Source organism: Sphingopyxis sp. BE235, from assembly GCF_031457175.1.
In the GTDB taxonomy this organism is placed as follows: domain Bacteria; phylum Pseudomonadota; class Alphaproteobacteria; order Sphingomonadales; family Sphingomonadaceae; genus Sphingopyxis.
Map to the genome: position 1 here is coordinate 322,174 of NZ_JAVDWC010000003.1, position 24,714 is coordinate 346,887.

27 protein-coding genes are annotated in these 24,714 nt (G+C 65.9%); 10 read left to right on the plus strand and 17 right to left on the minus strand.

What is annotated here, in order from left to right; translation table 11 throughout:
- Window positions 1–25 precede the first annotated feature (25 nt).
- Window positions 26–1,144: a glycosidase gene (locus J2X38_RS15190; protein WP_310255245.1), complete on the minus strand. Its 1,119-nt coding sequence runs from the start codon at window positions 1,142–1,144 to the stop codon at window positions 26–28.
- Window positions 1,145–1,163: 19 nt separating this feature from the next.
- Window positions 1,164–1,433, minus strand: coding sequence for a hypothetical protein (locus J2X38_RS15195; RefSeq protein WP_058537314.1), 270 nt, complete (start codon window positions 1,431–1,433; stop codon window positions 1,164–1,166).
- Window positions 1,434–1,651: 218 nt separating this feature from the next.
- Between J2X38_RS15195 and J2X38_RS15200 the strand changes: the two genes are divergently transcribed.
- The 3 genes from J2X38_RS15200 (at window position 1,652) to J2X38_RS15210 (ending at window position 3,248) form a co-directional block, all read left to right on the plus strand.
- Window positions 1,652–1,927 carry a hypothetical protein gene (locus tag J2X38_RS15200; RefSeq protein WP_310255246.1) on the plus strand — a complete coding sequence of 92 codons (276 nt, stop codon included), beginning with the start codon at window positions 1,652–1,654 and terminating at the stop codon, window positions 1,925–1,927.
- An 86-nt stretch (window positions 1,928–2,013) separates the two neighbouring features.
- Window positions 2,014–2,619, plus strand: coding sequence for a cytochrome b/b6 domain-containing protein (locus J2X38_RS15205; protein ID WP_310255247.1), 606 nt, complete (start codon window positions 2,014–2,016; stop codon window positions 2,617–2,619).
- 257 nt (window positions 2,620–2,876) lie between these two features.
- A complete protein-coding gene (locus J2X38_RS15210; RefSeq protein ID WP_310255248.1) occupies window positions 2,877–3,248 on the plus strand; it encodes a PRC-barrel domain-containing protein in 372 nt (123 codons plus the stop codon).
- A gap of 133 nt (window positions 3,249–3,381) precedes the next feature.
- Here the strand turns inward: J2X38_RS15210 and J2X38_RS15215 are convergent, their stop codons facing one another.
- Window positions 3,382–3,648, minus strand: a complete 267-nt coding sequence (locus tag J2X38_RS15215; protein ID WP_052187702.1) for a response regulator transcription factor — start codon at window positions 3,646–3,648, stop codon at window positions 3,382–3,384.
- Window positions 3,649–4,006: 358 nt separating this feature from the next.
- Here J2X38_RS15215 and J2X38_RS15220 point away from each other — a divergent pair, with 358 nt between their 5' ends.
- Both J2X38_RS15220 and J2X38_RS15225 read left to right on the plus strand, forming a co-directional pair.
- Complete coding sequence (locus J2X38_RS15220) at window positions 4,007–4,687, plus strand: helix-turn-helix domain-containing protein (protein ID WP_058537309.1); 681 nt, start codon at window positions 4,007–4,009, stop codon at window positions 4,685–4,687.
- Window positions 4,684–6,120, plus strand: a complete 1,437-nt coding sequence (locus J2X38_RS15225) for a hypothetical protein (protein WP_310255249.1) — start codon at window positions 4,684–4,686, stop codon at window positions 6,118–6,120. Before J2X38_RS15220 ends, J2X38_RS15225 begins: the two co-directional genes overlap by 4 nt.
- A gap of 104 nt (window positions 6,121–6,224) precedes the next feature.
- On the opposite strand, the gene J2X38_RS15230 is transcribed toward J2X38_RS15225, so the two are convergent.
- The 10 genes from J2X38_RS15230 to hutI form a co-directional block, all read right to left on the minus strand.
- The gene (locus J2X38_RS15230; RefSeq protein WP_058537307.1) at window positions 6,225–6,791 is read right to left on the minus strand and encodes a hypothetical protein; all 567 of its coding nucleotides are present in this window, start codon (window positions 6,789–6,791) and stop codon (window positions 6,225–6,227) included.
- Window positions 6,792–6,799: 8 nt separating this feature from the next.
- Window positions 6,800–7,534 carry a C39 family peptidase gene (locus J2X38_RS15235; RefSeq protein ID WP_310255250.1) on the minus strand — a complete coding sequence of 245 codons (735 nt, stop codon included), beginning with the start codon at window positions 7,532–7,534 and terminating at the stop codon, window positions 6,800–6,802.
- Between the two features lie 7 nt (window positions 7,535–7,541).
- Window positions 7,542–7,949, minus strand: coding sequence for a hypothetical protein (locus J2X38_RS15240; protein WP_310255251.1), 408 nt, complete (start codon window positions 7,947–7,949; stop codon window positions 7,542–7,544).
- 83 nt (window positions 7,950–8,032) lie between these two features.
- A complete protein-coding gene (locus J2X38_RS15245) occupies window positions 8,033–8,563 on the minus strand; it encodes a hypothetical protein (protein ID WP_037516455.1) in 531 nt (176 codons plus the stop codon).
- A gap of 202 nt (window positions 8,564–8,765) precedes the next feature.
- Window positions 8,766–9,602 (minus strand): MaoC family dehydratase N-terminal domain-containing protein, encoded by an 837-nt coding sequence (locus J2X38_RS15250; RefSeq protein WP_310255252.1) that lies wholly within the window; start codon window positions 9,600–9,602, stop codon window positions 8,766–8,768.
- 4 nt (window positions 9,603–9,606) lie between these two features.
- Window positions 9,607–10,770 (minus strand): acyl-CoA dehydrogenase family protein, encoded by a 1,164-nt coding sequence (locus J2X38_RS15255; protein ID WP_310255253.1) that lies wholly within the window; start codon window positions 10,768–10,770, stop codon window positions 9,607–9,609.
- A 75-nt stretch (window positions 10,771–10,845) separates the two neighbouring features.
- Window positions 10,846–12,525: a urocanate hydratase gene (gene hutU, locus J2X38_RS15260; protein ID WP_310255254.1), complete on the minus strand. Its 1,680-nt coding sequence runs from the start codon at window positions 12,523–12,525 to the stop codon at window positions 10,846–10,848.
- Window positions 12,522–13,325: an N-formylglutamate deformylase gene (gene hutG / locus J2X38_RS15265; protein ID WP_310255255.1), complete on the minus strand. Its 804-nt coding sequence runs from the start codon at window positions 13,323–13,325 to the stop codon at window positions 12,522–12,524. Before hutG ends, hutU begins: the two co-directional genes overlap by 4 nt.
- Complete coding sequence (hutH, locus tag J2X38_RS15270) at window positions 13,325–14,845, minus strand: histidine ammonia-lyase (protein ID WP_310255256.1); 1,521 nt, start codon at window positions 14,843–14,845, stop codon at window positions 13,325–13,327. The genes hutG and hutH overlap by 1 nt, the downstream gene beginning before the upstream one ends.
- Window positions 14,842–16,026 (minus strand): imidazolonepropionase, encoded by a 1,185-nt coding sequence (gene hutI / locus J2X38_RS15275; protein ID WP_405053464.1) that lies wholly within the window; start codon window positions 16,024–16,026, stop codon window positions 14,842–14,844. The genes hutH and hutI overlap by 4 nt, the downstream gene beginning before the upstream one ends.
- A 56-nt stretch (window positions 16,027–16,082) precedes the next feature.
- Here hutI and J2X38_RS15280 point away from each other — a divergent pair, with 56 nt between their 5' ends.
- Together J2X38_RS15280 and J2X38_RS15285 are read left to right on the plus strand one after the other, a co-directional pair.
- A complete protein-coding gene (locus tag J2X38_RS15280) occupies window positions 16,083–17,432 on the plus strand; it encodes a formimidoylglutamate deiminase (protein ID WP_310255258.1) in 1,350 nt (449 codons plus the stop codon).
- Window positions 17,429–18,106, plus strand: a complete 678-nt coding sequence (locus J2X38_RS15285) for a UTRA domain-containing protein (RefSeq protein WP_310255259.1) — start codon at window positions 17,429–17,431, stop codon at window positions 18,104–18,106. The genes J2X38_RS15280 and J2X38_RS15285 overlap by 4 nt, the downstream gene beginning before the upstream one ends.
- A gap of 3 nt (window positions 18,107–18,109) precedes the next feature.
- Here J2X38_RS15285 and lysA read toward each other — a convergent pair whose 3' ends face one another.
- The 4 genes from lysA to J2X38_RS15305 are packed head-to-tail and all read right to left on the minus strand — an operon-like array spanning window position 18,110 to window position 20,464.
- Window positions 18,110–19,393, minus strand: coding sequence for a diaminopimelate decarboxylase (gene lysA / locus J2X38_RS15290; protein ID WP_310255260.1), 1,284 nt, complete (start codon window positions 19,391–19,393; stop codon window positions 18,110–18,112).
- 26 nt (window positions 19,394–19,419) lie between these two features.
- Window positions 19,420–19,674, minus strand: a complete 255-nt coding sequence (locus tag J2X38_RS15295) for a hypothetical protein (protein ID WP_310255261.1) — start codon at window positions 19,672–19,674, stop codon at window positions 19,420–19,422.
- Complete coding sequence (locus J2X38_RS15300) at window positions 19,671–20,186, minus strand: SAM-dependent methyltransferase (RefSeq protein WP_310255262.1); 516 nt, start codon at window positions 20,184–20,186, stop codon at window positions 19,671–19,673. Before J2X38_RS15300 ends, J2X38_RS15295 begins: the two co-directional genes overlap by 4 nt.
- 11 nt (window positions 20,187–20,197) lie before the next feature.
- Entirely contained in the window at window positions 20,198–20,464 is a 267-nt protein-coding gene (locus J2X38_RS15305) for a hypothetical protein (RefSeq protein ID WP_310255263.1), read from the minus strand.
- A 387-nt stretch (window positions 20,465–20,851) separates the two neighbouring features.
- Here J2X38_RS15305 and J2X38_RS15310 point away from each other — a divergent pair, with 387 nt between their 5' ends.
- From J2X38_RS15310 to kdpB, 3 genes are read left to right on the plus strand one after another with little or no spacing between them, the layout of a single operon-like run.
- A complete protein-coding gene (locus J2X38_RS15310) occupies window positions 20,852–20,941 on the plus strand; it encodes a potassium-transporting ATPase subunit F (protein WP_056347272.1) in 90 nt (29 codons plus the stop codon).
- Window positions 20,942–20,954: 13 nt separating this feature from the next.
- Window positions 20,955–22,658, plus strand: coding sequence for a potassium-transporting ATPase subunit KdpA (kdpA, locus tag J2X38_RS15315; protein WP_310255264.1), 1,704 nt, complete (start codon window positions 20,955–20,957; stop codon window positions 22,656–22,658).
- Between the two features lie 13 nt (window positions 22,659–22,671).
- Window positions 22,672–24,708, plus strand: a complete 2,037-nt coding sequence (gene kdpB, locus J2X38_RS15320) for a potassium-transporting ATPase subunit KdpB (RefSeq protein WP_310255265.1) — start codon at window positions 22,672–22,674, stop codon at window positions 24,706–24,708.
- Window positions 24,709–24,714 lie beyond the last annotated feature (6 nt).

Sequence of the window (24,714 nt, forward strand, 5' to 3'; positions counted from 1 at the left end):
TCGATGCCAGCCCGACCGTCGCACCTCAGGCGGCGAAAATCGCCTTCGGAATATGGGTAATGCGGCAGGCGAGGTCGGCTTCACCCGAGGCGACGACATAATGGTCGCCTCCGTCGGCGATCCCCGTCGTGAACACGACGTCGCGGACGTAGAGCCGGTCTTCCAGCGGGCGCGTGAGCTCGGCATTGGCTTCGATCAACGGCTGGTCGCCGGTTCGCAGGATTTTGGACGGATCGCGTCGGTCGAGCAGCGACCAATAGGTGCGGTAGATACCGACAATTTCCTTGGGTTCGACCCCGTGCCAGAGCGTCAGCCAGCCATCATCGGTGAGGATCGGCGGGGTGCCGCCGCCGATCCGCGCGGTTGCGAGCGTATCGGCATGCGGACGGATGCCCGGCGCGAGATGCGGTTTCCAGTAAAGGGCGTCGGGCGAGGTCGCCAGGTTGATCGACGGCCCCGCGCGCCACTCCGAGCCCGGCGGATAGGCGAAATAGAGGTCGCCCAGCGGGCGCGTCTGTGCCCAGTAGCGCCCGTCGATGCGGCCTTCGAAAATGAGCATGTCCTTGTTCTGGTGATCGAGGACGATGTCCTCGAAGCGCCAGTCGATCCCGTTCGTTGAGCTATAGAGCGTTGTCGAATGCCGTTCGGGGCTTACCGAGCAGGTTGTCATCAGCCAGCGGTCATCCACCCGCGAAATGCGGGCATCCTCGACGCCATAGCATTGGTAGCTGCCTTGCGGCGTCACCGCCTTGTCATAGTGGATCGCGACGCGCTCGAGCCCGTCGGGCGAAAGTTCGACGGGGAGGAGCCAGGAGAGCGAGGTCAGCGCCATCACCCGCCACGCGCCGCCGCGCACCATGAATTTGCGCGGGTCGGCGGTATCGCAAAGATCGAGCGGCCAGGCGTCGAGCCGATAGCCGCCCTCGGTCCAGCGGATGGCGCGCACATGGCCATCGGCGATCGGATCGCGCAATGCTTCGGCGACGCGCACCATCATCAGCAGATTGCCGTTTTCGAGCCGGGTAAGGCCGGGGTTGAAGGCGCCGAGCGCATAGGTTTCGGCATCGAACGCGCCGGCGAGCGGCGAGCGTCCGAGATCGACGTCGTCGGGGCCGAAGATGAGGTGATCTATCGCAAAGTCCATATGGCGGCGCTCCGGTCTGCTACACCGCGCGCTCCGGGGTCTGTGGCGCGCTGGCGCGGGTGACAATCTCGCTATGCTGCTGATGCCGGATGACCCAATAGTTGCCGGCGCCCAGGTTTTCGCGCCCGAGCAGGCAGATCGGCCGACCGTCCGCGCTGAGTTCCGCCCAGCGTCCCTCTGCCTCGCCTTGCGCGATCAACAACGCCTGCGCCGGCGTATCGGCCTCGAATTCGACCCGTTTTTCGATGCCGATCCCGTCGTCCTCGTAACGAAGCGCATAGGTAATCACGTCGACTCCTTTCGCGTCCCATCGTTCACGCAATGAGCAACGAACGGCGCGCCGCGAGGTTTCCGTGACGGCAGGTGGGGCCGGCAATTTTTATCGAGAATTGTGTCCGTCGGCGGTTGCAGGCGGCGGAACAAAGCAGTTTCGATTACGAACGGCGCCGACCTGCAACCCGGCGGCAATGCGGACGTTGAGCTCATGTCACGAAAAGGAGATCCACCATGTCGCACGGCAACCTCGACCATGCAGCGACCGCTCCCGTCGAGCGTGTCGCGCGCGCGCTCGCCGGTCATGCACTGAGCAAAAATGCTGAAGGCGAACTAACGTCGGCGGGTCCGGCGGTCGATGCATTATGGCCCGACTATACCGATGCCGCGCTCGCCGCGCTCCGTACACTGCGCGAGCCGAGCGGGCGGATGCTCGCGGTCGGCGACGCCGATGTCTGGGACCGGATGATCCGTGCGGCGATCGAGGATGAAACGATCTCGGAATTTTGATCGAATAGCGCCGCGGGCGCCAGTCTGTCCGGAAGATGGACTCCCCGCTCGATGGATCGTTTGTATTTACGATGCGTTGAACCGAAATGGCGAGCGTCCCCGAAGCCACGCCGCAGGAACGGCTGTTGCGCTATAATAATGGCGCGGTTCTCCTGCATTGGCTGATGGCGCTGATCATTGTGGCGCAGGTGGTCGTCGGCTTCACCTTTTCCGGCATGGACCGCGGCCCGGCGCGCGGCGACCTCTTCACCATGCACAAGACGCTCGGGGCAACAATCCTCTTGCTTGCGTTTGTCCGCCTTGCCTGGCGCCTTGCGCATCCGCCGCCGCCCTTTCCGGTCGAACTGCCGCGCTGGGAACGTCTGGCGAGCGTCTGGACGCATCGGGCATTTTACGTCCTTCTGATCGCCCTGCCGCTTACCGGCCTGATGGCCGTGTCGGGCGGTGCGAGCGCGGAGGGCAAATCGGTGACGCCGATGCTTGGCGGCATACCGCTCCCGCTGATCCCCGGAATTTCCGAAGAAGCCGGCGAACGGCTTGGCGGCGTTCACGAACTCTTGGTGTTCGTCACGCTCGCACTCCTCGTCCTGCATGTCGCGGCCGCGTTCAAGCACCATATCGCGCGCCATCGAGCGGCGGGCCGGATGCCGCCTTTTCAAGCGGCGGGCGAACACCCCGTCGCTTCGCCCTGACAATTTCTGTCGCGTCAGCGCGCGGGCGCGGCTTGCCCGACCGGTGCGGTCATTCGCGGCGCATGCAGACACTCCCCACGATATGGGCGCGCTCGAATCGTCGTTCGGGCACGGCGGCATCGAAACGAGCGAGCCGGCGCGAATTGCGATGAACGGTGGAACATGCGGTATCGCGCTCCGTTGATCGGGAAGTGGGAGGGCGCGGCCGATCCCGATCGGCCGTGTGCGCAGCCTCAATGGATCAAGGAGAGATTGTCATGGCCGACACCCTCGAAACAAACGAAAGGCATCGTCTCATCGCTTCGGACAAGGTCGAAGGGACGAAAGTCTATAACCCGGAAGGCGAGAAGCTGGGAACGGTGGCAAATGTCATGATCGATAAAAGATCGGGCAAAAGCGAATATGCGGTGCTGGAGTTCGGCGGCCTGTTCGGGCTCGGCAGCGACCATTATCCGCTGCCATGGGACATGCTGACCTATGATATCGACCAGGGCGGCTATGTGGTCGACGTCGCCAAGGAACAGCTCGTCGATGCGCCGCGCTATGGCACCGACAATGTGCCCGAATATACCGACGACTACGGCCGCGGCGTCTATGGCTATTATGGCGTGACCTATCCGTTTATTTGACAGCTGATAGGAATGAGGGCCGGGACCGGGCGAGGCGCTCGTTCCCGGCCTTCATCAGCATTCACCGGTCTAACCGGCGGTCAGCATCTGCTTTCGCTATCGGTGCCCAGAAGCGTTCACGCCGGATGCACCATCATTTGAGTTCGAAGAGCGTCGGTTCGTCGGGCGACGGTGTTTCGATGACCAGCAGGCCCAGGTGCATGGCCTGGGTTATCAGATGCGCGCGGTTGCGCGCATTGAGTTTCAGCCGCACATTTTCGATGTGCCGTTCGACGGTTCGTGGAGCGATGTTGATCTCGATCGCGATCTGCTTGGCCGAGCAGCCGACGGCGACCAGTTCGAGTATTTGATGCTCGCGAAAGGTCAAATGCGGTTCGACGTTCAAAGCGTTTTGATGCACGGCGCAATCCCCTGACACCCAAGGCGTAGACACAGTGCGACCGACGAGCATCTTTTGCGCGGCAATTGCCGCAACCCACCTGCTCTGCCTTCGATGATATATGTTTGTGCGCTGTTTATCAATTAACCGAAGCTAATTAAGCATATAACGGCACGGCGCATGCCAATATAGCTATGATACTGAAATTCAGCCTTAATATATCCTGAAATGCTAAGGAAATTTACGTAAGTGATTTTCCTAGGCTGTTCATACACACGAATTCCTTGGTTTTTATGCGGATGGATTCAGCACCCGCAAAGGCAGATGAGACTCGCAAACGGGGTCGCCGCAAATACCAATTCCAGATTGGAGACGTGGCGTGCAAGGTCTGTCGGCAGAATTTCAACGCGGGGCGATTCCGCAGGACACCATCCTAAAATTCCGGAAAGGCGAGATTATTTTCTCGCAGGGGGATCCCGGCGATTGCTGGTTCGAAGTCATCTCGGGCACCGTCAGGACCTGTCATTTCCATGTCGATGGGCACCGTCAGCTGACGGGGTTTTTCTATCAGGGCGATGTGTTCGGCGTCGGATATGGCGCGCGCGACGCGGCGGCCGAAGCGGTCACCAACACGATCCTGACCCGCCGCCCGGCGCTCAATGGCGATCCCGATTCGCTCGGGCAGAACCGGGCGCTCGAACGCGCGCTGGACAGCGCGAACCAATGTATATTCCTGCTCGGCCGCCGCAACGCCAATGAACGCGTCGCGGCGTTCCTGTTGATCGCGGCGAAGCGGCTGTCGGCGCTCGGCAGCATTCCCTTGCCGATGACGCGCGGCGATATTGCCGACCATCTGGGCCTGACGATCCATACGGTCAGCCGGACGATCTCGGGCTTTGTTCGCCAGGGCCTGATCGAGCTGGAGGGGCCACAATTGTGCCGGCTGGTCGACCTCGACGGGCTGCGCGCCATAGCCGGCGAAGAAATGGGCGTCGCGATCGACAATATGCGCGCGATGCAGCCGCGGCGAACCTTCACCGGGCAGGGGGCAGGCGCATGACCAATCTGTCAGCGCCGCCCGTGCTGCGCCATATGGGTGTGGCAGCTGTTGGCCTGTCGGCCGTTTTTGCGCCCTCGCAAGCGAAGGCGTATGAAGCGCCGCCGCTCGAATGCCTGTGCGATGCGCTTCCCTTTCTCGATACCGCGCCGACGTGGAACGCGGCGGCTGCGGCCCCGGACGGCGCCCCCGAAAACCCGCCCGCCGCGAGCGTCGAGAGCGAGATCGACGCGCAGCGCCGGATCATCGCCGAGCAGCGCGCGCTGATCGACCAGCAGAATGTGATGCTCGCCGAGCAGCGGCAGCATATCGTGAAGATGCAGGGACAGCTTATCACCCAGCAGGCGCAGATCGACCGGCTCTCTTCCTTCGCGCTCGCCGAAGCGCCGCTCGACATGTTCCGCGGGACCGGCATGGGGCAGGGCATTGCCGGCCCCGCGCTTCCGGGCCCCGGCAGCGACGCGGTCGCGCTGCCCGATGCGCCGGTCGGCGAGGCGCCGCCGCCGAGCGAGTCGACCGCCGAACGCGTCGCCGCAGTTCCCGAAGGACAGGGCGTGCTGACGCGCGCCGGCAACCTCATTTTCGAACCCTCGTTCGAATATACGCGTTCGTCGACCAATCGTCTCGTCTTTCGCGGGATCGAGCTGATCCCGGGGATCCAGATCGGGCTGATCGAGGCGACCGACGCCGACCGCGACACGCTCGTCGGCACGGCCTCGCTGCGCTACGGCATCAGCGACCGGCTCGAGGCCGAGGTGCGCATTCCCTATCTCTATCGCAACGACCGGATCGAGGTCGTCCAGCAGCGCGACGAAGGCATCGTCCGGTCGATCGCGCTGCGTGAGGACGGGGTCGGTGACGCCGAATTCTCGCTGCGCTATCAATTCAATCGCCCGGTCGGGCAAAAGCCGATCTTCGTCGGGACGCTGCGTGTAAAGTCGGACACGGGCAAGGGGCCGTTCGAGGTCGGCTACGACGAATTTGGTGTCGCGACGGGGCTCGCCACCGGGTCGGGTTTCTGGGCGGTGCAGCCGGGGCTCAATTTCCTGATGCCGTCGGATCCCGCGGTGATCTACGGGGGCGCGGCTTATCTCTATCATATCCCGCGCGACGTGAACAAACTGGTCGGCGAGGTGCTGATCGGGCGCGTCGATCCGGGCGATGCGGTTTCGGCCAATATCGGCTTCGGTTTCGCGCTCAACCCGCGCTTCTCCTTCTCGCTCGGTTACCGGCACAATTATATCTTCCCGACCAAGACCGAAATCGGCGATACGAACCAGAAATCCAACTATATCCACGTCGGTTCGCTCAATTTCGGCATGTCGTACCGCCTGACCGAACGCGACGTTCTGAACATGGGCTTCGAAATCGGCGTGACCGAGGATGCGCCCGACGTGTCGATCACGCTGCGCATGCCGTTCGGCGGGAAACTATGATCCGGGCGGCCGAGCCCAACCCGATAAGAACCACATAAAGAAGCCCCGCCAAAAGAGGCGGGGCGAGGTGAACCGTCCCTGTCGAAACAGGGGCGGGGGGTCGTTCAGTTGCCGAGCGCGCCGACCGTCTGCGCGCCCATCACAGCGCCGATCGCATCGCTCATCCGCGTCGACGCCAGCGCGTCGCGGAACCCTTCATAGCCGCTGATGTCGAGTACGGCGTCGACCTGCTGGTTCAGCGAGACGTTGCTGGCGGTGTTGATCAGAACATTCTGGATCGCGTCGGTGCGCTGGATCAGCGCGGTCTGGCCATTGTTCGCGAGGAATACCGGTTCATCGCCGACGCGCATGGTGATGCCGCCGCTGGTCAAGATGCCGCCCTGGATCTGCGCCGCGTCGACCGCGGTCAGCGCCGGCGACACAAAGCGTTCGATCGAGGATCCCTGGGGGGTCCAGCTGACGATCGTGCGGAGCGCAAGTTCGTCGTTCACGAAGCTGCGAATATCCGCGCCGAAGGCGATCACCATGCCCTGAAAGGCAAAACCGCCGCGCTGCGTCGCAAGCACCTCGTCCGATACCGTCTCGGCGTCCACAAGCGGATCGTCGGCCGCGGGCTCGCTCGCCGCGAGGAGCACGGGCGCGAAGGCGAGCAGGAGGATGCGGGGGGACATGGTCGGCCTCATTTCACGGTGCCGACGCGCACGTCGAGCAGGATCTGCGGCGTCAGCTGATATTGCGGGGGAAGGTTGGTCGTCAGATCGCTGATCGAAACGCGAAGCGCGCCCTCATCTTCGAGCGGCGCCTGCGACCAGGGGCCCCAGTCGCCGGCAAGGTTGAAGGACGGGCGCTTCTTGCCGCCCTCGACGATCGCCAGCGCGATGCCGTTCCAATGCTTCTCGAAATCGCTGAGCGAATATTCGTTGAGGCCGAGGACCGAATCGCCGGTGAGCACGCGGTCGCCGCGGACACCTTTGACGACCACGAAATGCTTGAAGCCCTTGAGGTCCATCAGGACGATCGTCGGGCGCTTCACCTGCTTCAATTGCTCGGCGGTGATCCGGAAGCCCTCGGCGCGAAAGCCACGCGAGGCGAGATAGTTTTTCATGTCGAGCATCGAGAAGCCGACCTTGCGGATCGCCTCGCGGTCGCCCGTTTTCCACATCGCGCGGAAAGGCATCGCCTCCGATGTCGGCGCGCCATAATGATAGGTGAGCAAGGTCGCGATCGCGGCGGAACCGCAGCTGAAATCATAGCGCTGGCGAACGACCGAGCGGAAAGGAATATCCCACCAGGTCATCACCTGAAGCTGGTAATTGCCGCCCGTTTCGGGTCCGGTCAGCCGGACCTCGGCGGCGGCGGGCGCCGCAGCAAGGGCGCAGAGCATGCCCGCGATCAAGGCGCGCATGGGCCGCATGGCGAATTCAATCGCCGAGGTTGATGGTCAGGTTCATGCCGCTCTGGGCACTGACCTGCGCACCGGTGTTGATCAGCAGATTGCCGACACCGTTGAAATTGGAAAGCGCGAAATCGCTCAGCGTGACGGCACCCGCGGTATAGTCGCCCTTGAGGACGTTGCCGCTGACGATCGAGTCCATCGTCTGATTGGTGATGACGAGCGACTGGCCGCCGCGCAGCGTGTCGAGCTCTTTGTCTTTCAGCATCGGCGATTTGCGTTCGGACCGCACCGCGATCGCCGGGGCTGCATAGGCTTCGGCCGGGACGGCCTCGACCACGCGCGGGGCCGCAGCTTCGGGCGGGGGCAGCTGCGCCGATACGGGCACGGACAGGCCTGCCAGGACCAGCAGGGCCGGGACGATCGGGGGTTTCATGACGCGGGCGCTCCTTGAAAGCGAAAATTTGGGAAATGGCCGGCCCGCCAGTGGTGCCGGGCCGGCCATCCGGGGGGGGACTCTTAGTCGCCGCCAGCGCCGCCGCCGGCACCACCGTTGCCGCCGCTGTCGCCGAAGCTGACAGTGCCGCTCGCCGCGATGTTGGTCGCTGCTTGGGTGTTGGCGTTGATGCCCGTGTTCCAGGCGGCGTTCAGAATGCCGGCATAGGCCGCGAAGGCGCTGCCGGTCACCGAGTTGTTGCCGCTCTGATAGCCGACATTCGTGTCGCTGTCGTCTTCACCATCCATGTCGACGACTTCGTCGAGATTCTGGTTGGTGTTGGTCGCGCTCAATGACTGGGTCGCAACAACGAAGCTGTTGCCGTTGAACGAACCATTGCCGTCATTGTCCTGATCGTCATCCGAGAAGGTGTCGGCGGCATTGTCCTGGACGAACAGGTCGATCAGGTCGTTGACGACGACGGTGTCGCTGTTGTTGCCAGAGGCACCGGTCGTGGTGTTGTCGTTGTCCTGGTCTTGACCCTGCGCGATCGCAGGTGCGGCCGAGACGGCAAGCGCCAGCGTCGACACCGCCAGCATGACTTTCTTGATCATGGCTACTCTCCTTACAAAAAGGGGACGGCGCGCGATGCCGATCGGCATGGCTGATGCGGATCCTCCCCGACTCCGTCCGCATCGGTGCGAACAAGGCGATCATGGTCCGCCGCGGCATGACCCGCTTTGCGAATTGGCAATGTCGGGGGCGGAGAAATACCCAGATGATCTCGGTGGGTGGATTTGCTTGGGCCGGGTCCCGCTATGCGACGTCGGCACGCATCGTCGTGCGTCCCGCCGCGTCGCGTGCCCACAATCGCGTCGCATCGCCATCGCGGGCGAGGCAGAGGTCGAAGGGCGCGCCGTCGATCAGCGGTGCCTCGGCGCGGAAGCTGAAACGGCGGGGGTTCGCACCGGGCGCGGTGCGCAGGAAGTGATCCATCAGCAAGGTTGCGATCAGCGGGCCGTGGACTACGAGCCCCGCATAGCCCTCGACACGCTGCGCATAGTCGCGGTCGTAGTGGATGCGGTGGGCGTTGAAGGTGAGCGCCGAATAGCGGAACAGGAGTACCGGATCGGGCGATAGGCTGCGCACCGTGTCGGCGGGCTCGGGTTCGATTGCTGCGGCCGGCGTGGGCGCGGGCGCTGTTGTCGCGGGTTCGCGAAAGACGATGTCCTGCTCCTCGCGGATCGCGGCGACGCCATCCGCCGCGATGTCGTGGCGCAGCGTCACGAAGAGCAGGTCGCCGCTCGCGCCGCGCTTGGGCTTGATCGCGTCGATCGTGGTGACGCGGGTCAGCGCCGCACCGACCGCGATCGGTGCGAGGAACTCGATGCGGCTGCCCGCCCACATGCGGCGCGGGAGCGGGACGGGCGGGAGCAGGCCCGCGCCGTCGCGGCGCGGGTGACCGTCGTCGCCGATCGCCGACTGGCGCGCGGTGGGCAGGAAATAGAGCCAATGGGCCAGCGGCGGCACGGTGCCGGGCGCCCAAGGTGAAATGTCATGGTCGAGCAATGCGGCAAGGCCGGCGAGCGGTGCCGCAGCCGCGACATCCTCGCGCGTTTCGCTGCGGCCGACCCAGGCGGAATAATCGTCCACCGGCTCAGAAGCTCTTGGGCAGGCCGAGCGCGTGTGTCGCGACATGGCTCAGGATCAAATTCGTGCTGATCGGCGCGACCTGATAGAGCCGCGTCTCGCGGAATTTGCGCTCGATGTCATATTCCTCGGCAAAGCCGAAGCCGCCGTGCGTCTGCACACACATGTCGGCGGCATACCAGCTCGCCTCGGACGCCAGCATCTTGGCCATATTCGCCTCGGTCCCGCCATCCTGCCCGGCGTCGAACAGGCGCGCGGCCTTGTCGACCATCTCGGCGGCGGCGGCGATCTGCACATAAGCGCGCGCGATCGGGAACTGGATGCCCTGATTGGTGCCAATCGCGCGGCCGAAGACCTCGCGGTCCTTGGCATAGGCGGTCGCGCGGTCGATGAAGAAGCGCCCGTCGCCGATGCATTCGGAGGCGATCAGGATGCGTTCGGCGTTCATGCCCGAGAGGATGTAGCGAAAGCCGTTGCCCTCCTCACCGATGAGGTTCGCGGCGGGGACCTCGAGGTCGTCGAAGAACAGCTCGGTCGTTGCATGGTTGAGCATCGTGCGCACCGGGCGGATCGTCAGGCCGTTACCCTCTGCCTCGCGCATGTCGACGAGGAGGACGCTCATCCCGTCGGAGGACTTGGCGCATTCCTCGCGCGGCGTGGTGCGGCAGAGCAGGACCATCAGGTCCGAATGTTCGGCGCGGCTGATCCAGATCTTCTGGCCGTTGACGATATATTTGTCGCCGACCCGCTTGGCGAAGGTGCGGATGCGCGTCGTGTCGGTGCCCGCGGTCGGCTCGGTGACCCCGAACGCCTGCAGGCGGAGCTCGCCGCGGGCGATCGCGGGCAGATAGGCCTGTTTCTGCGCCTCCGACCCGTGTTTCAGCAAGGTGCCCATCGTGTACATCTGCGCGTGGCAAGCGCCGCCGTTGCAGCCCGAACGATGGATTTCCTCGAGCACTGCGGTCGCCGCGCCGAGGCCGAGGCCCGACCCGCCATAGGCTTCGGGGATCAGGACCGACAGGAAACCCGCCTCGGTGAGCGTGCGGACGAACTCGGTCGGATAGATGCGGTCGCGGTCGAGCCTTTGCCAATATTCGCCGGGAAAATCGGCGCACAGGCGGCGCACCGCGTCGCGGATTTCGGGATGGCTCTGCGGCTGGGCTTCGGACATCGGCGTCTGGCTCTCCCCTGATCGTCGGGGAGAGCCTTAGGATGCGAAGCTGTTTCGGTGCAACTGAAACAAGCGCTAGATGCCCGGCAGGTCGAGACCCTTCTCGCGCGCGCAGTCGATCGCGATGTCGTAACCCGCGTCGGCGTGGCGCATCACGCCGGTGCCCGGGTCGTTCCACAGCACGCGCTCGAGGCGTTTCGCCGCTTCGGGGGTGCCGTCGGCGACGATTACCATGCCGCTATGCTGCGAATAGCCCATGCCGACGCCGCCGCCGTGGTGGAGCGACACCCACGTCGCGCCCGACGCGGTGTTGAGGAGGGCGTTGAGTAGCGGCCAGTCCGAAACTGCATCCGACCCGTCGCGCATCGCTTCGGTCTCGCGGTTGGGCGAGGCGACCGAGCCCGAGTCCAGATGGTCGCGGCCGATAACGACGGGGGCTTTGAGTTCGCCCGACGCAACCATCTCGTTGAAAGCAAGGCCGAGCCGGTGGCGGTCGCCGAGCCCGACCCAGCAGATGCGCGCGGGCAGGCCCTGAAACCGGATCTTCTCGCGCGCCATGTCGAGCCAGTTGTGGAGATGCTTGTTGTCGGGGAGCAGCTCCTTCACCTTGGCGTCGGTCTTGTAGATGTCCTCGGGATCGCCCGAGAGCGCGACCCAGCGGAAGGGGCCGATACCGCGGCAGAAGAGCGGGCGGACATAGGCGGGGACGAAGCCCGGGAAGTCGAACGCATTCTCGACGCCCTCGTCCTTCGCCACCTGGCGGATATTATTGCCATAGTCGGTGGTCGGCACGCCCGCGGCTTGCAGGTCGAGCATCGCCTGCACATGCACCGCCATCGATGCCTTCGCGGCCTTGGCGACCGCGGCCGGATCGCTCTCGCGCTTCGAAAACCACTCGTCGAGGGTCCAGCCCGCAGGGAGATAGCCGTTGACCGGGTCGTGCGCCGACGTCTGGTCGGTGAGCAGGTCGGGGCGGATGCCGCGGCGGACGATTTCGGGCAGGATTTCGGCGGCGTTGCCGAGCAGGCCGACCGATACGGGCTTGCCCTCGGCGTGGGCTGCCTCGATCATCGCGATCGCCTCGTCGATGCTCGAGGCCTGCTTGTCGAGGTAGCCAGTGCGCAGGCGCATCTCGATGCGGCTCGGCTGGCATTCGATCGCGAGGCAGCTGGCGCCCGCCATCACCGCCGCGAGCGGCTGCGCGCCGCCCATGCCGCCGAGCCCGGCGGTGAGCAGCCAGCGGCCGGCAAGGCTGCCGCCATAATGCTGGCGGCCCATTTCGACGAAGGTTTCGTAAGTGCCCTGAACGATGCCCTGGCTGCCGATGTAGATCCAGCTGCCCGCGGTCATCTGGCCGTACATCATCAGGCCCTTTTTATCGAGCTCGTGGAAATGGTCCCAGTTCGCCCATTCGGGGACGAGGTTCGAATTGGCGAGCAACACGCGCGGCGCATTCTCGTGCGTGCGGAAAACGCCGACGGGCTTGCCCGACTGGATGAGCAGGGTTTCGTCGCCTTCGAGCCGCTTCAGCGTCTCGACGATCCGGTCATAGCTTTCCCAATCGCGCGCGGCGCGGCCGATGCCGCCATAGACGACAAGTTCGTGCGGCGCCTCGGCGACGTCGGGGTGGAGATTGTTCATCAGCATCCGCATCGGTGCTTCGGTGAGCCAGCTCTTCGCGCTGATCTCGGTCCCGGTCGCCGGGCGGATCACACGGCTGTTGTCCAGCCTCTGGTTTAGGGGGCGGGTGGTCATGCTTTTCCTTTCGCAAAATCGAGGGTCGCGGCGATCACTTGCTCCAGAACGGGCCGGATCGCGGGATTGGGGTCGATGGGGGAGGGCCAGTTGGCATGCGTGATTTCGGCGGGCTCGGCCATGTAACCGCGCTGCGCCAGCTCCATCTGGATCGCGTGGATGCCGTCGTCGGAACGGCCATAGTGGCGCGTCGTCCAGCCGCCCTTGAAGCGGCCGTTGACGACATGGCTCTTGCCGCTCGCGGCGCAGATATTCGCGACGATGGTTTCGAGTTCGGGGGCTGAGGTCGCACCGCCGTTGGTGCCGATGCTGAACTGCGGCAGCTCGCCGTCGAACAGGCGGGGGACATGGCTACGGATCGAATGCGCGTCGTAGAGGACGACTTTACCGTGCGCCGATTTCAGGCGGTCGAGTTCTTCGGCCAGTGCCTCGTGATAGGGCCGGTGGTAAGAGTTCAGCCGTTGCAAGATCTCGGCCTCGTCCGGTACATCAAAGCGATAGAGCGGATCGCCGTCGAAGGTCGTCGTCGGGCACAGCTCGGTCGTCGCCTGCCCCGGATAGAGCGAGGCGCCCGACGGATCGCGGTTCATGTCGATCACGCTGCGTGAGATGTCGGTCGCGACCAGCGTCGCGCCCCGATCGGCGGCGAAGGCGTAAAGTTCGGCGATCCACCAGTCGGTGTCGATCTGCGCATGCCAGCGCGAGACATACTGTTCGTCGAGACCCGCAAGGTCGGTGCCGCCATGCGGGAAGGCGATGACGAGCGGCGCGTCGCCGCGATGGACGCGCAGCCAGTCCATCAGCCGATGCCCGGCAGGTCGGCGGGAACCGCCGCGACGAGGCTGCCCGAACGGACCAGCGCGGTCGCGGCCTCCATGTCGGGGTGGAAATGCCGGTCGTCTTCGAGCGTGGGAACCTCGGCGCGCAGATGCTTGTGCGCCGCCTCCAGCGCGTCGCTCGATGTCAGCGGCTTGTGGAAGTCGATGCCCTGACACGCGGCGAGCAGCTCGATGCCGATCACCGCGCTGACATTGTCGGCCATTTCGAGCAGGCGGCGCGCGCCATGCGCGGCCATCGAAACATGATCCTCCTGATTGGCCGAGGTCGGGATCGAATCGACGCTGGCGGGATAGGCGCGCTGCTTATTCTCGCTGACCAGCGCGGCGGCGGTGACCTGCGGGATCATGAAGCCCGAGTTGAGCCCGGGGCGCGGGGTCAGGAAGGCGGGGAGACCCGAGAGCGCGGGGTCGACGAGCATCGCGATGCGGCGCTCCGAAATCGATCCGATCTCGCACAAGGCCATCGCGATCATGTCGGCGGCGAAGGCGACGGGCTCGGCGTGGAAATTGCCCCCCGACAGCGCCTCGTCGGTGTCGGCGAAGATCAGCGGATTGTCCGAGACGCCGTTTGCCTCGATGCCGAGCGTCGTCGCGGCCTGACGCAGCAGGTCGAGCACGGCGCCCATCACCTGCGGCTGGCAGCGGAGGCAGTATGGGTCCTGCACGCGCGGATCGTCGACCGCGTGCGAGGCGCGGATCGCCGATCCCGCCATCAGATTGCGCAGCGTATCGCCGACCTCGCGCTGGCCCGCATGGCCGCGCAGCGCATGGATGCGCGCATCGAAGGGCGCGTCCGAGCCTTTGGCGGCTTCGGTCGAAAGCGCGCCGGTGATCAGCGCCGAGCGGAAGACGGTTTCGGCGCGGAACAGGCCCGCGAGGGCGTTGGCGGTGGAGAATTGCGTGCCGTTGAGGAGCGCGAGACCTTCCTTGGGGCCGAGATCGAGCGGGGTGAGGCCGGCCTCTGCGAGCGCGTCGGCTGCCGGAACCACCTTGCCGCCGACCTCGATCGCGCCGACGCCGATCATCGCGGCGGCCATATGCGAGAGCGGGGCGAGGTCGCCGCTGGCGCCGACCGAGCCCTGCGACGGGACGACCGGATTCAGCCCCTTCGCGAGCATCGCTTCGAGCATTGCGACGGTCTCGCGCTTCACGCCCGACGCGCCCATGCCGAAGCTCGCGAGCTTCAATGCCATCATCAACCGCACGATCGGGGCGGGCGACGGCGCGCCGGTGCCCGCGGCGTGGCTGAGCACGATATTGCGCTGGAGGATCGAAAGCTCGTCGTCGACAATGCGCACGCTTGCGAGCTTTCCGAAGCCGGTGTTGATGCCATAGACGGGCGCACCCTTGGCGACGATGCGCGCGACCGCGGCGGCGCTCGCGTCGATCGCACTCCATGCATCGGCACTCAGTTCGGCGCTCGCGCCCTCATAGATTTCGCGCCAGTCTGCGAGCGTCATGGCGCCTGGGGTGATGATCATTGTCCGTCCTTGATGCGTTGGTGAAGCGGGTTGAAGCCGATGCGGTAGACGAGCTCGGCGGGGTTGGTGACGTCCCAGATCGCGAGGTCGCACGCCTTCCCCGCTTCGAGTGTGCCGACCTCGGCGGACAGGCCGAGCGCCGCGGCGGCGTTCACCGTCACGCCGCGCAGCGCTTCGACCACCGTCAGCCCGAACAAAGTCGCGCCCATGTTGAGCATCAGCAGCAGCGAGGTGGTCGGCGAGGTGCCGGGGTTGTTGTCGGTCGCGAGCGCGATGCGCGTGCCGTGGCGGCGCATCGCCTCGACCGGCGGCAATTTGGTTTCGCGCATGAAATAATAGGCGCCGGGAAGCAGCACCGCAACGGTGCCCGCCGCGGCCATCGCGCGGACATCGTCGTCGGTCGCATGTTCGAGATGATCGGCCGAGAGCGCGCCGTGCAGCGCGGCGAGCGCGCTGCCGTGGAGCGCCGACAATTGTTCGGCGTGAAGCTTGACCGCGAGACCGTGCGCCTTCGCGGTTTCGATCACGCGCTCGCATTGCGCGGGCGAGAAACCGATGCCTTCGCAAAAGGCATCGACCGCGGTCGCGAGCGGCGCGGCGGCGGGGATCATCTCATTACAGACGAGGTCGATATAGGCGTCGCTGTCGCCCTTATATTCGGGGGGCAGCGCGTGCGCGCCGAGGAAGGTCGGCTCGACGCGGATGTTGCGGTGCTCAGCAAGTGCACGCGCGGCGCGCAGCATCTTGAGTTCGTCGTCGGTCGAGAGGCCGTAACCCGACTTGATCTCGATCGTCGTGACGCCCTCGGCGATCAGCGCGTCGAGACGAGGGAGGGCGCTCGCGACCAGCTCGGCCTTGCTCGCCTCGCGCGTCGCGCGCATCGTCGAGACGATGCCGCCGCCCGCGCGCGCGATTTCTTCATAGGTCGCGCCCGCCAGCCGCATCGCCCATTCGTTCGCGCGGTTGCCGCCGTGGACGAGGTGCGTGTGGCAATCGATCAGGCCGGGGGTGATCAGCCGGCCCTCGCAGTCGGCGACCTTCTGCGCGGTTGCCGGGGCGCCCTCGGCGGGGCCGGCATAGACGATCCGGCCGTCCTTCGCCGCCACGACGCCATCGTCGATCAGGCCGAGCGCGTCATCGGCCATCGTTGCGAGTCGGGCGTTCGTCCAGAGCTGCTCCATATAGACATTGTTGTCCGGATGCGTCATTATGTCTAGACATAATATGAGGACGAAAGATGACTTCTCTCTGGTTCGAACGCGCGTGGCTCGGCAGCGAATGGAAAAAGGACGTGCGCCTGCGCATCGCCGACGGCCGGATTTCGGCGGTCGAGGCCGGGGTCGACGCGGCAGAGGGCGATGATCGTCACCGCGTCGGCTTGCCGGGGCTTTGCAACGTCCACAGCCACGGATTCCAGCGCGGGATGGCGGGGCTTTCGGAACGCCGCAGCCGCCCCGACGATAATTTCTGGAGCTGGCGCGAAATCATGTACCGCTTCCTCGACCGGCTGACGCCCGAGGATGTCGCGGCGATCACCGCGCAGGCCTATGCCGAGATGCTCGAAACGGGTTTCACCCGCGTCGGCGAGTTTCACTATCTGCACCATGACCCGGCAGGCGCGGCCTATGCCGATCGCGCCGAGATGGCGGGTGCGATTGCGCAGGCGACTGCGGCGACCGGCATCGGTTTGACGCTGCTCCCGGTTTTCTATGCGCACGGCAATTTTGGTGCCGCTGCGCCGAGCCCGGGGCAGCGGCGCTTCCTCAACGACGTCGACGGCTTTGCGGCGCTGCTCGACGCATCGCTGCCCAAGCTCTCGGGCGACGCCAATATCGGCGTTGCGCCGCATTCGCTGCGCGCGGTGACGCCTGACGAACTCGCGGCGCTGCTGGCGCTCTCGTCGACGGGTCCGGTGCATATCCACGCCGCCGAACAGGTGAAGGAGGTTGCCGACTGCGTCGCGTGGAGCGGCGCAAGACCGGTCGAATGGCTGCTCGACAACGCCAATGTCGACGAACGCTGGTGCCTGATCCATTCGACCCACCTCGACGCGAAAGAAGTCCAGCGGCTCGCCGCGAGCGGCGCGGTCGCGGGGCTGTGCCCGATCACCGAGGGCAATCTGGGCGACGGCATTTTCCCCGCGGTCGGTTACCTCGCCGCGGGCGGTCGCTTCGGGATCGGCACCGACAGCAATATTCTCGTCGACGCGGCGCAGGAGCTCCGCGCGCTCGAATATTCGCAGCGTTTGGCGCAGCGGGCGCGGGCGTTGCTGGCGGACGAGGCCGCGCCCTTCGTCGGCGCGAATCTGTTTGCACGCGCGATGCAGGGCGGAGCGCAGGCGCTGGGTGTATCGGCGGGGCTGGCCGTCGGCCACGCCGCCGACATCGTCTCGCTCGACCTCGATCACCCTGCCTTTGCCGGAACTGACGATGCGACGCTGCTCGACCGCTGGATCTTCGCTGCACGCGCGGGCGCGATCGACAGCGTCTGGCGCGCCGGGGTCAAGCGCGTCGCGAACGGACGCCATGTCGACGCCGATGTCATTGGCGCCGCCTATCGCGCGTGCGTCGCGCGGCTGCTCGCGTGAACCCCGCACGGCGCATCCGCGAAGAAATCGCCGCCTCGATCCAGTCGGGCGAATGGCGTCCCGGCGACCGCGTACCGACCGAACAGGAACTCGCGGCACGCTACGGCTGCGCGCGCGCGACGGTGAGCAAGGCGCTCGGCGAACTTGCGGCGTCGGGGCTCGTCGAACGCCGCCGCAAGGCGGGGACGTTCGTCGCGCATCCGCCGGTTCATTCGGCGGTGATGACCGTGCCCGACCTTGCCGAACTGATCGCAGCGCGCGGCGAGGTCTATCGCTGGGAGCTGGCGTCGCTCGAAACCGCCGACGCGGGCGACGACCTTGCGGGACCGGCGCTGCGCATCGAGGGCGTGCATATGGCGGCAGGCGAAGCCTTTGCGCTCGAGCGCCGCTTCATCGCGCTCGGCGAGGTGCCCGAGGCGGCGGACGCGGACTTTGCCAGGGTGGCGCCGGGAACGTGGCTGCTCGGCCATATCCCGTGGACCCAGGCGCGCCATGTGATCCGCGCTGTGAACCCGACGCGCAAGGAGGCGGCGCTATTGACGACCGGTGTGGGCGCCGCCTGCCTCGAGCTTGACCGCACGACGTGGCGCGCGGGGCGCGTCGTGACGCATGTGCGGCAGCTGTTTCGCGGCGATCGCTTCGACCTGGTGGCGGAATTCAACGCCGCCCCGTGACCGTTACGCGGCGCGGGTTGAGGGGGCGCCGTCGTCCATCCACGGGGCGAGCCGCTGCCGTCGGACCTGATGCGCGGCCATGCGCTCGCTGACCGTTGCGTATCGATTGTCATCGACCAGCACTTCGGGCGCGATCGCGCGGCAGTTGTAGGTCGATGCCATCGACGCACCATAGGCGCCGGCGGCTTTGAAGAGGGCCAGGTCGCCCTCCTGCACCCTATCGATCTCGCGCTCTCGCGCAAAAGTGTCGCCGGTTTCGCAGATCGGGCCGACGATATTGGCGACGAAGGTCCCGCCCGTCGGGCGGACAGCGGCGAATTCGTGCCACGCGTCATACATCGCGGGACGGGCGAGGTCGTTCATCGCCGCATCGACGACGACAAAGGGGCGGCGGGAGCCTGGCTTCACCCACAACACGCGCGTCAGGAGGATGCCCGCCTCGGCCGCGATGAAGCGCCCGGGCTCGAACAGCAATGTCGCGTCCCAGTCGCGCGTGACCTCGGCGACCATCGCGCCATAGGCTTCGACATCCGCGCCGGGCAGGCCGGGGCGATAGGAGACGCCCAGCCCGCCGCCGAGGTCGACATGATAGACGCGATGCCCCTTCTGGCGCAGCGCGCGGATGAGATCGCCGATCTTGCGATAGGCGGCTTCCAGCGGCGCGAGGTCGATGATCTGGCTGCCGATATGAACCGCGAGGCCGTGGAGATCGAGGCCGGGAAGCGCCGCGAGCCGGTCATACATGGCCCGCGCGTCGTCGATCGGGATGCCGAATTTGCTGTCGAGACGGCCGGTCGTGATCTTGGCATGCGTGCTGGCATCGACGTCGGGGTTGATGCGCAGCAGGGCGGGCGCCCGTCGTCCGCGCTGCGACGCGAGCGCCGACAGCAGCTGTCCCTCGCGCTCGAGTTCCAGATTGAAGCGTCCGATCCCGGCATCGAGCGCCGCGATGAGTTCGGGCGCGGTCTTGCCGACCCCCGAATAGACGATGTGGTTCGCGGTAATCCCCGCGCCGAGCGCGCAATCGAGCTCGCCCCCCGATACGATGTCGGCGCCGAAATTCTGATCGGCGAGGACGCGAAGCACCGCGGGCGACGGGTTGGCCTTGACCGCGAACATCAGCTGCTTGCGCGGCACCTTGCCGAGCGCGGCGCGGAAGCGCTGCGCCGCGTGGCGCAGCGCGCCGGCCGAATAGACATAGGCGGGTGTGCCGACCGCTGCGGCGATCGAGGCGAGGGGAACCGCCTCGGCATGCATTTCGCCGCCGAGCAAATGGAAAGACGACATGAAGCTAATCCTTGGATGGTGAGGGGTCAGGGTTCTTCCCGACGAGCCCGGCGCGAGGCGCGGATCGCGCCCGGCAGTTCGCGGTGGCGGCTCCGCTCGACGCGCAGCGCGAGCACGGCCTTCTTTCCTGCGAGCACGAGAAGCAGGCCGGCTGCGGCGACGAGCAGGCCGGTGATGCCGACAAGGTCGGCGCCGGCCTCGGTGGCGAGACGCGTCAGGACATAGCCCGCGCCGATGAGGGCGGTCCCGGCGGTGCGCCAGAGGAGATCGCGCTGGGTCATGACCGTCCGCGCTCCTGTTTCGCCTTGCGGTCCCACAGGACGGTGTCGGCGGCGGTTCGTGCGAGCGCCGCGCGTTCGCGCGTGTCGGCATCGGACGCCGGGCAGAGCAGCAGGTCGGCCGGATATTCGGCCTCTTCGCGCATCGCGTCGTCCGGGTCGCCCTGTTCGAAGACGAGGCCGATGGCCGGATCGCTCTGCCGCGCGGCGGCGCGGCGCGCGCTGGCGATCAGGCGCGGATCGGCGTCGATGCCGCGGCCTTCGATCGCGACGAAACCCATCGCGCGCGCGCGCCGGACGGCGTGGATCAGCAGCTCGCCGGCGCCGCAATCGGCATCGACGATGCGGATGCTGCGGCGCCCGCGCTTGCGCAGACCCCTGAGCTTGCGCAGCATCGCGGGCCAGCGGCGATCCTTCTCGGCGCGGTCTTGCGCGCCTTGCACCAGCGCTCCCCACCCGCTTGTGGCGGGTGCCATCCAGACGATGCCGGCAGGGGCGATATAGGGATAATGCATGACGAGCCTCCTCAAGCCGCGCGGTCGATCGCGCATTCGTCGGGCCGCAAAGGCTCGAACGAAACGGCGGGAATCAGCGGACGCAGCGCGGCGACGATCCGCGCCCCCGGGAGGCCGCGGCACTCGGCGCGGGCAAAGGCCCAGGCGGCGGTGTGCGAAATGAACCGGCCTTCGAGCTGTCCTTTACAGCCTTGAACGAGCCAGTGTCCGGCCGCATCGCGGCCGACGAATAATATCGACCCGGCTGGGTCGGGCTCCGCGGAAATCGCAGAAATCATGGTGAGATGCTCCTTGGCTACTCAAATCGATGCCCCGAAGACCGGGACTCGATGCCCGCAATCTATTGAGCTGCGCATAGGGATTCGAGATCGAGGAATGGCGCGGGCCATTGTATTTTCATTTGTTTTCGCGGCGCGCACTCGCCTGCCCGAAAATCGGCAAAATCATATGAAAATACTATGCGAGCCGCACTTTGGGTCTCTCGCAATCAAACGCGTGCCTCACCTATTTGGGAGTCCGCAGACGACTCGTGCCACCTCCCGTGGCCGACGCCTTGCTGGAGCAAACCCATGCAGGATCTAATCTGGGTCGGCATCATCCTCGCCCTGCTCGCCGCGAGCCTCGGCTACGCGCGCCTGTGCGACGACGCATAAGGAATGATGTCCATGACTCTCGACCTCTGGCTCGCGGGCGCCACCGCGCTCGGCCTTCTTTTCTATCTCGTCGCCGTGCTCGCACGGCCCGAACGCTTCTAAGGGAGGCGAACCCATGACCTTTCAGGGATGGTTTCTCATCATCGCGTTCGTCGCAATCCTGCTCCTGCTCTGCAAGCCGATGGGCCAATGGCTCTTCGCGCTCTACGAAGGGCGGCGGACGCCGCTCCATCGCATACTCGGCCCGGTCGAGGCCGGCTTTTACCGCCTGTCGGGGATCGACCCGACCGAAGAGCAGGGCTGGCGCCGTTACGCGGTCCACATGCTGATCTTCAACGCGGCGCTCGCGCTCTTCACCTATGCGATCCTGCGCCTGCAGGGCGTGCTGCCGCTCAATCCGCTCGGTTATGACGGGGTCAGCGAGCATCTCGCGTTCAACACGACGATCAGCTTCACCGCCAACACCAACTGGCAAAGCTATGGCGGCGAATCGACGATGTCGAACCTCAGCCAGATGCTTGGCCTCACCATTCACAATTTCCTCTCGGCGGCGACGGGCATCGCGCTCGCTTTCGCACTGTTCCGCGGCTTTGCGCGCCGCAGCGCGAAGACGCTCGGCAATTTCTGGGCCGACATGACGCGCGTGACGCTCTATCTGCTGCTCCCGCTCTGCGTCGCCATCGCGATCTTCTATATCGCGAGCGGCGTGCCGCAGACGCTGGCGGGATCGGTCGACGTGACGACGCTCGAGGGGGTCAAGCAGACGCTGGCATTGGGTCCGGTTGCTTCGCAGGAAGCGATCAAGCTGCTCGGCACCAACGGCGGCGGCTTCTTCAACGCGAACAGCGCGCATCCGTTCGAAAATCCGACCGCGCTCACCAACCTCGTCCAGATGCTGTCGATCTTCGCGATCGGCGTCGGACTCACCTGGACCTTCGGCAAGGCCGTCGGAAATCAGCGCCAGGGCTGGGCGATCCTTGCCGCGATGATGACGCTGTTCGTTGCGGGCACCGCCATCACCTATTGGCAGGAAGCTGCGGGCAATCCGATCCTCCACAACCTTGGCGCCATGGGCGGCAATATGGAAGGCAAGGAGGTCCGCTTCGGCATCGCGCAGACGGCGCTGTTCGCGGTCGTCACCACCGCCGCCTCGTGCGGGGCGGTCAACGGCATGCACGACAGCTTTACCGCGCTTGGCGGGATGATCCCGCTGTTCAACATGCAGCTCGGCGAAGTCGTGATCGGCGGCGTCGGCGCGGGCATCTATGGCTTCCTGCTCTTCGCGATCCTCGCGATCTTCGTCGCGGGGCTGATGGTCGGGCGCACCCCCGAATATGTCGGCAAGAAGATCGAGGCGCGCGAGGTCAAGCTCGCGGTGCTCGCGATCGCGGTCTTGCCGCTGATCATCCTCGGCTTCACGGCGATCGCGTCGGTCACCGAGGCGGGGTTGGCGGGGCCGCTGAACAAGGGGCCGCATGGTTTCTCGGAAATCCTCTACGCCTTCACCAGCGCCGTCGCGAACAACGGGTCGGCCTTTGCGGGCCTCACCGCCAACACGCCTTTCTACAATGGCATGCTGGGCGCCGCGATGTGGATCGGCCGTTTCTTCATCATCATCCCCATGCTGGCCATCGCGGGCGGCCTGGCGGCGAAGAAATATACGCCGGAGTCGGCGGGCAGCTTCCCGACGACGGGGCCGCTGTGGACGGGCTTGCTTGTCGGCATCGTGCTGATCGTCGGCGGCCTGACCTTCCTGCCCAGCCTCGCGCTCGGTCCCATCGCCGATCATCTCGCGATGATCAACGGCCAGCTCTTTTAAGGAACCTAAGCACATGGCTCGGTCCGAAACCAAGTCCCTGTTCACCGCAGAGCTGATCGTTCCGGCGATCGGCGACGCCTTCCGCAAACTCAACCCCAGGGAGCTGATCCGTAACCCGGTGATGTTCACCACCGCGGTCGTCGCGACCTTGCTGACGGTGCTTCTCGTCGTCGGTCAGGACAGCCTCGCGACGGGCTTCAAGCTGCAGCTGGTGATCTGGCTCTGGCTGACGGTGCTTTTCGGCACCTTCGCCGAAGCGCTCGCCGAAGGGCGCGGCAAGGCGCAAGCCGCCTCGCTGCGCGCCACCAAGGCCGAACTGACCGCCAAGAAGCTGAAGGGCGAAGGGAAGGCGTATGAAAGCGTTCCCGCCAGCGCGCTACGGGTCGGCGACATCGTGCTCGTCGAGACGGGCGACCTGATCCCGTCCGACGGCGAAGTCGTCGGCGGCGTCGCGTCGGTCAACGAAGCGGCGATCACCGGCGAAAGCGCGCCCGTGATCCGCGAGGCCGGCGGCGACCGCTCGGCGGTCACTGCGGGCACGCGCGTCATCTCCGACGAGATCCGCGTCCAGGTGACGGTGGGTCCGGGACAGGGCTTCCTCGACCGGATGATCGCGCTTGTCGAGGGCGCCGAGCGGCAGAAGACGCCGAACGAAATCGCGCTGACCCTGCTGCTCGTCGGGCTGACGATCATCTTCCTGATCGCGGTCGGCACGATCCCCAGCTTTGCAAGCTATGCGGGCGGCAGCATTCCCGTTGCGATCCTCGCGGCGCTGCTGATCACGCTGATCCCGACGACGATCGCGGCTTTGCTCTCCGCCATCGGTATCGCGGGCATGGACCGCCTCGTCCGCTTCAACGTGCTCGCCAAGTCGGGGCGCGCGGTCGAGGCGGCGGGCGACGTCGATGTCCTGCTGCTCGACAAGACCGGCACGATCACCGTCGGCGACCGTCAGGCGACCGAGTTCCGCCCGGTCGGCGGCCAGTCGATGACGGTGCTTTCGGAGGCCGCGTTGCTGGCGAGCCTCGCCGACGAAACCCCCGAGGGCCGCTCGATCGTCGCACTGGCGCGCGAGAAGTTCGGCCAGACGATGACCGATCTGCCTGCCGGGGCCGAGATCATTCCCTTCACCGCGCAGACCCGCATCTCGGGCATCAAGCTCGCGGGCAGCGTGATCCAGAAGGGCGCGGTGGACTCGGTGCTCAAGGCCAATCCGGGTGCGGAGGCGACCGCCGCCGCGACCGAACTGCGCCGCATCACCGACGAAATCGCGCGCGCCGGCGGCACGCCGCTCGCAGTGGCGAAGGATGGCCATCTCCTCGGCGCGATCTTCCTCAAGGATATCGTCAAGGCGGGTATCCGCGAACGGTTCGGCGAGCTGCGCGCGATGGGCATCCGCACGGTGATGATCACCGGCGACAATCCGCTCACCGCGGCGGCGATCGCCGCCGAGGCGGGGGTCGACGATTTCCTCGCGCAGGCGACGCCCGAGGACAAGCTCGAGCTGATCCGCAAGGAACAGCAGGGCGGACGTCTCGTCGCGATGTGCGGCGACGGCACCAACGACGCGCCGGCGCTCGCGCAGGCCGACGTCGGCGTTGCGATGAACACCGGGACGCAGGCGGCGCGCGAGGCGGGCAATATGGTCGATCTCGACAGCGACCCGACCAAGCTGATCGAGGTCGTCGGCCTCGGCAAGCAGCTGCTGATGACGCGCGGCGCGCTCACGACCTTCTCGGTCGCCAACGACGTCGCCAAATATTTCGCGATCATCCCCGCGATGTTCATCGTGCTGTATCCCGGATTGGGCGTGCTCAACGTGATGGGGCTGACCAGCCCCGAGAGCGCGATCCTGTCGGCGATCATCTTCAACGCGCTGATCATCCCGGTGCTCGTTCCGCTCGCCTTGAAGGGCGTGACCTATCGCCCGATGGGCGCGGGGCCGCTGCTCGCACGCAATCTTGCCGTCTATGGCCTTGGCGGCCTGGTGGCACCTTTTGTCGGCATCAAGCTGATCGACCTCGCGGTCGGCGGCCTGGGTCTCGTCTGAGGATAT